Below are 4,430 nucleotides of genomic sequence, written 5' to 3' on the forward strand. Positions count from 1 at the left end.
TCTGGCGGTGCCGTCCAGGACGGGGTTCTTAGAGGGGTAGAGTTGCAAACCACATAGCCCCGTAAGGGGATTGCGACTCAAGTCGTAGTCATTCGGGTACAACATATTCACCTCCCAAGGTTGCAAACCACATAGCCCCGTAAGGGGATTGCGACTTCAATCCTCCGCCACTTATTCCCGGTACCTTTTAACAGTTGCAAACCACATAGCCCCGTAAGGGGATTGCGACCCTACTTCAATGTTAACGGTCAGGTTTTTGTAGCGAACATATGTTGCAAACCACATAGCCCCGTAAGGGGATTGCGACTCCAGCATCCCGGGGAAGTCCACCACGCCCTGACTGTTCAGTTGCAAACCACATAGCCCCGTAAGGGGATTGCGACCGAAGGAGCTTCTTCAGCTCCCCTTCAAGGTGTTCCTGGTTGCAAACCACATAGCCCCGTAAGGGGATTGCGACGCGGGGCCGTGGGGCCCCTCCGCGAGCTCGGGAAGGAGGTTGCAAACCACATAGCCCCGTAAGGGGATTGCGACACCTCGAGGCCCGTGTTCAACTTGGCTACCATCTTTGCGGAGTTGCAAACCACATAGCCCCGTAAGGGGATTGCGACTCCCAAATCCAGCCCGCTACCGGCTTTTCCCTGGTCCAGTGTTGCAAACCACATAGCCCCGTAAGGGGATTGCGACCGCCATGAACCCCCTAAGCCATTGCATGCTTTTCCTCCGTTGCAAACCACATAGCCCCGTAAGGGGATTGCGACTTACTATAGGAAACCCCTGAACCCACTAGATGTTGCATGTTGCAAACCACATAGCCCCGTAAGGGGATTGCGACTCAAAGAAAACACGGAAACTTAGCGAATCTTCTCCTACAAGTTGCAAACCACATAGCCCCGTAAGGGGATTGCGACAGGGCGGAGAGGAGCTGGGAAGCGGTCATGGGTTCCCCCGTTGCAAACCACATAGCCCCGTAAGGGGATTGCGGCCAGGAAAGCTTGGCGAGGGCGGGCGCCGCCCCCTTAGTTCCCCGGACCCCGGCAGGCCCTCTCGCCGCCCGGCTTGGCTCCCCGGCCTGGGTGTGCTAGAATCCCTAGAGGCGGGGGCCGTTAGCTCAACTGGCAGAGCACCGGTCTCCAAAACCGGGGGTTGGAGGTTCGAGTCCTTCACGGCCCGCCAGCGCACCCCTCAGGCCCAGGCCTGGGGGGTTAGGCTTTTGGCGTATGGCGGCGTACCAGGTGCTCATCGTGGGCGCGGGGTTCTCCGGGGCCGAGGCCGCTTTCCAGCTAGCCAGAAAGGGGGTTCGGGTGGGCCTCCTCACCCAAAGCCTGGACGCGGTGATGATGCCCTTCCTGCCCCCCAGGCCCCCCTTTCCCCCGGGAAGCCTCCTGGAGCGGGCCTACGACCCCGGGGACGAGCGGGTGTGGGCCTTCCACGCCCGGGCCAAGTACCTTTTGGAGGGCGAGCGGAACCTCCACCTCTTCCAGGCCACGGCCACGGGGCTTCTCCTGGAGGGAGGGCGGGTGGTGGGGGTGAGGACCTGGGAGGGCCCCCCGGCCCGGGCGGAGAGGGTGGTGCTCGCGGTGGGGAGCTTCCTCGGGGCGAGGCTTTTCCTGGGCGGGGCGGTGGAGGAGGCGGGCAGGCTTTCGGAGGCGAGCTACCCCGACCTTTTAGAGGAGCTTTCGCGCTTGGGCTTCCGCTTCGTGGAGCGGGAAGGGGAGGTGCCCAAGACCCCCACCACCCCCGGCTACCGGGTGCGCTACCTGGCCTTCCACCCCGAGGAGTGGGAGGAGGAGACCTTCCGCCTCAAGCGCCTAGAGGGGCTTTACGCCGTGGGGCTTTGCGTGCGGGAAGGGGACTACGCCCGCATGAGCGAGGAGGGGAAGCGCCTGGCGGAGCACCTTCTCCATGAGCTTGGGTAGGGGCCTCTTCCAGGGGTCCTCCCCCTCCCCCTCCCAGAGGGCCCCCCGCACCTCCACGAGAAGCCTGCGGTGGGTGAGGGCGTGGCGCACCTCGCCAAGGGGCCTAGACCTCACCCCGAAGGCCGCCTCCCGCAGGGGAAGCGCCTCCGGGGGAAAGAGGGGCACCCCGTAAAGCCCCCGGAACCGCCCTTCAAGCCTCTCCAGGTGGACCCCCTTCCGCCCGAGGAGAACCAGGGCCACGAGCCTCTCCTCCCTTACCCGGCGCTCCCTCGGGCGGGGGTAGCGCCCGGGGGCCTCCTTCCCCCGGCAGAAGGCCCCTAGGGGGCAGGCCCCGCATCGGGGCCTCCTCGGCAGGCAGACCGTGGCCCCGAGCTCCATGAGGGCCTGGTTCCACACCCCCGGGTCCACGCCCTCGGGAAGGAGGCCCTGGGCCAGGGCGAAAAGCGCCTTCTCCTTGGGGTCTTCCAGGGCGAAGAGGCGGGCGAGGACCCGGCGCACGTTCCCGTCCACCGCCGCCACCCGCTCCCCGAAGGCGATGGAGGCCACCGCCGCCGCGGTGTAGGGCCCGAGGCCGGGAAGCCTCTTCAGCTCGGCGAAGCTTCGGGGAAGCTCCTCCACGCTTTGGGCCAGGCGGTGGAGGTGTTCCGCCCTGCGGTAGTAGCCCGCCCCCTGCCAAGCCTTCAGGACTTCCTCCAGGGGGGCCTCTCCCAGGGCCTTCAGGGTGGGAAAGCGCTCCAGAAAGCGGCGGTAGTAGGGAATGGCCTGCTCCACCCGGGTCTGCTGCAGGAGGACCTCGGACACCAGGACGCGGTAGGGGTCCTTCTCCCCCCGCCAGGGGAGGGGGCGGGCGTTCTCCCGGTACCAGGCGAGGAGGGCCTTCTGCCAGGTTTCCACGCTAAAGAGGGAGGGGGCCCCGGAAGAGGCGCCTGTGCTCCACCATGAGGCAGCGGTCGGCCACCACGGGGACGCCCGCCTCCTCCAGGGCCTTCTCAAACTCCGGGTTCCGGATGCCCGACTGGAGCCAGACCAGACCAGGCTTCAGGGCCAGGGCCTCCGCAAGGTGGCCCATGAGGGCGGAAGGGGGGCGGAAGACGTCCAGGATGTCCACGGGGCCCTGAAGCTCCAGGAGGCTTCCCACCACCCTTTCCCCGAAAAGCTCCTCCCCTTGGAACCTGGGGTTCACGGGGAGGACGCGGTAGCCCTGCTCCGAGAGGTATTTGGGCACGTAGTGGGCGGGGCGGGAAGGGTCCTTGTGGGCCCCGAGGACGGCGATGGTCCGGGCCTGGGCCAGGCGCTCCTTGAGCCGAGCCTCCTCCATCAGCGCACCCTCCTCTCCAAGACCGCCATCAGCTTGCGGGCCTCCTCAAAGGCCAGGCGGTGGGGCTGGGCCCTGAGGTAGGGCAAGAGGTCCTCCTCCCCCAAAACGGGGAGGCGGCCCACCTCCCCCTTGACCCGCTTGCCCACGAACACCAAGACGGGCTGGACCTCCACCCCCAGGAGCTCCTTGAGCTTGTGGGCCTGGCGCCACGCCTGGCGCACGAGGTCGTCCCGCCTGCTTCCCCGGACCCAAAGCCCCTCGGGGCGCACCTCTATGGGGCCACTATAGTTCTTCACCTCCACGTTGAAGACGCCGGGAGGGCCCACCACCACGTGGTCGGCGTTCTCGCCCCCCAGGTCCACGTCGTGGAAGACCCGCCAGCCCAGGGGCAGGCGGGCGAGGACCCGGCCCACCCGGGACTCCCCCAGGTAGCCCCGTGCCTTCGCCACCACCTCGCGCTCCACGTCCTTGTCCTGAAGGAAGCGCACCGCGGCCAAGAGGGCCAGGGGAAGGGCCAGGGCCCCCATCCAGGGGACGAAGAGCTTGATAAGGAGCCAGACCAAAAAACCAAGGCCCAAGACCACGGCGGCCAAGCGCCAAAGCTTCCTGGAAAGGGTCTTTCCCGCTTTGCCGATCTCGCGCGCCATACCGCCTCCCTAAGGCCGGTAGTCCAAGGGCCTCAGGTAGAACTCCCCTATGGCCGTGGAGGAAAGGAGGGCCACGGTGGGGAGGGCCCTTTTCCAGTGGGTGCGGTTCACCCGCTCCTTCACCCGCCTAAGCTCCTCCTCGCTGAAGCCGAGGCCCAGGATGTAGGCGTCGGAGTAGCCCTTCAGGTAGTGCTCCAGGATCACGTCGGCCCGGAGGTAGCGCACCCCGAGGTCGGCCTCGTCCGTCTGGCCGGGGACGAGGTCGGCGGTGGGGGGCTTCTTCACCACGGCCTCCGGCACCCCGAGGTGCTCGGCGAGCCGCCAGACCTGGGTCTTGTAGAGGTCCCCCAAGGGGTTCACGGGCGGGGCGTCGTCCCCGTGCCAGGTGTAGTAGCCGAAAAGCCTCTCCGTCTTGTTCCCCGTGCCCAAGGGGAGGGCCCGGTAGGCCTGGGACTTGTCAAAGAGGACGATCATCCGCGCCCGGGCCATGACGTTCCCCTTGCGGTGGGGGGTGAGGTCCGGGGTGAGGGCGGCGTAGGCCTCCACCAT

The 4,430-nt window shown here is 66.7% G+C and carries 5 protein-coding genes, 1 tRNA gene and 1 CRISPR repeat array; of the genes, 2 read left to right on the forward strand and 4 right to left on the reverse strand.

Annotated features, from left to right (window positions below):
- Positions 1-41 precede the first annotated feature (41 nt).
- Positions 42-983: direct repeats of the CRISPR family, unit length 36 nt; unit sequence GTTGCAAACCACATAGCCCCGTAAGGGGATTGCGAC.
- 114 nt (positions 984-1,097) lie between these two features.
- A tRNA-Trp gene (locus tag AC01Y6_RS09640) sits at positions 1,098-1,173 on the forward strand.
- A 44-nt stretch (positions 1,174-1,217) separates the two neighbouring features.
- Positions 1,218-1,916 (forward strand): FAD-dependent oxidoreductase, encoded by a 699-nt coding sequence (locus AC01Y6_RS09645; RefSeq protein ID WP_476671305.1) that lies wholly within the window; start codon positions 1,218-1,220, stop codon positions 1,914-1,916.
- Here the strand turns inward: AC01Y6_RS09645 and mutY are convergent.
- The 4 genes from mutY to nadE form a co-directional block, all read right to left on the reverse strand.
- Positions 1,809-2,810, reverse strand: coding sequence for an A/G-specific adenine glycosylase MutY (gene mutY, locus AC01Y6_RS09650; protein WP_476671306.1), 1,002 nt, complete (start codon positions 2,808-2,810; stop codon positions 1,809-1,811). The two genes, AC01Y6_RS09645 and mutY, sit on opposite strands and share 108 nt — an antisense overlap.
- A gap of 1 nt (position 2,811) precedes the next feature.
- Complete coding sequence (locus AC01Y6_RS09655; RefSeq protein WP_428720649.1) at positions 2,812-3,234, reverse strand: CoA-binding protein; 423 nt, start codon at positions 3,232-3,234, stop codon at positions 2,812-2,814.
- Positions 3,234-3,881 carry a nuclease-related domain-containing protein gene (locus tag AC01Y6_RS09660; protein WP_347240571.1) on the reverse strand — a complete coding sequence of 216 codons (648 nt, stop codon included), beginning with the start codon at positions 3,879-3,881 and terminating at the stop codon, positions 3,234-3,236. The genes AC01Y6_RS09655 and AC01Y6_RS09660 overlap by 1 nt, the downstream gene beginning before the upstream one ends.
- 9 nt (positions 3,882-3,890) lie before the next feature.
- Positions 3,891-4,430 (reverse strand): NAD(+) synthase (gene nadE / locus AC01Y6_RS09665; RefSeq protein ID WP_476671308.1); only part of this gene is annotated, 540 nt, incomplete at its 5' end.

It is taken from the genome of Thermus sp. (assembly GCF_056332225.1).

Bases quoted from the DNA above. Each gene is read 5' to 3' on its own strand.
- AC01Y6_RS09660 (WP_347240571.1), bottom strand. From the start codon at position 3,881: ATGGCGCGCGAGATCGGCAAAGCGGGAAAGACCCTTTCCAGGAAGCTT.
- AC01Y6_RS09655 (WP_428720649.1), bottom strand. From the start codon at position 3,234: ATGGAGGAGGCTCGGCTCAAGGAGCGCCTGGCCCAGGCCCGGACCATC.
- AC01Y6_RS09645 (WP_476671305.1), top strand. From the start codon at position 1,218: ATGGCGGCGTACCAGGTGCTCATCGTGGGCGCGGGGTTCTCCGGGGCC.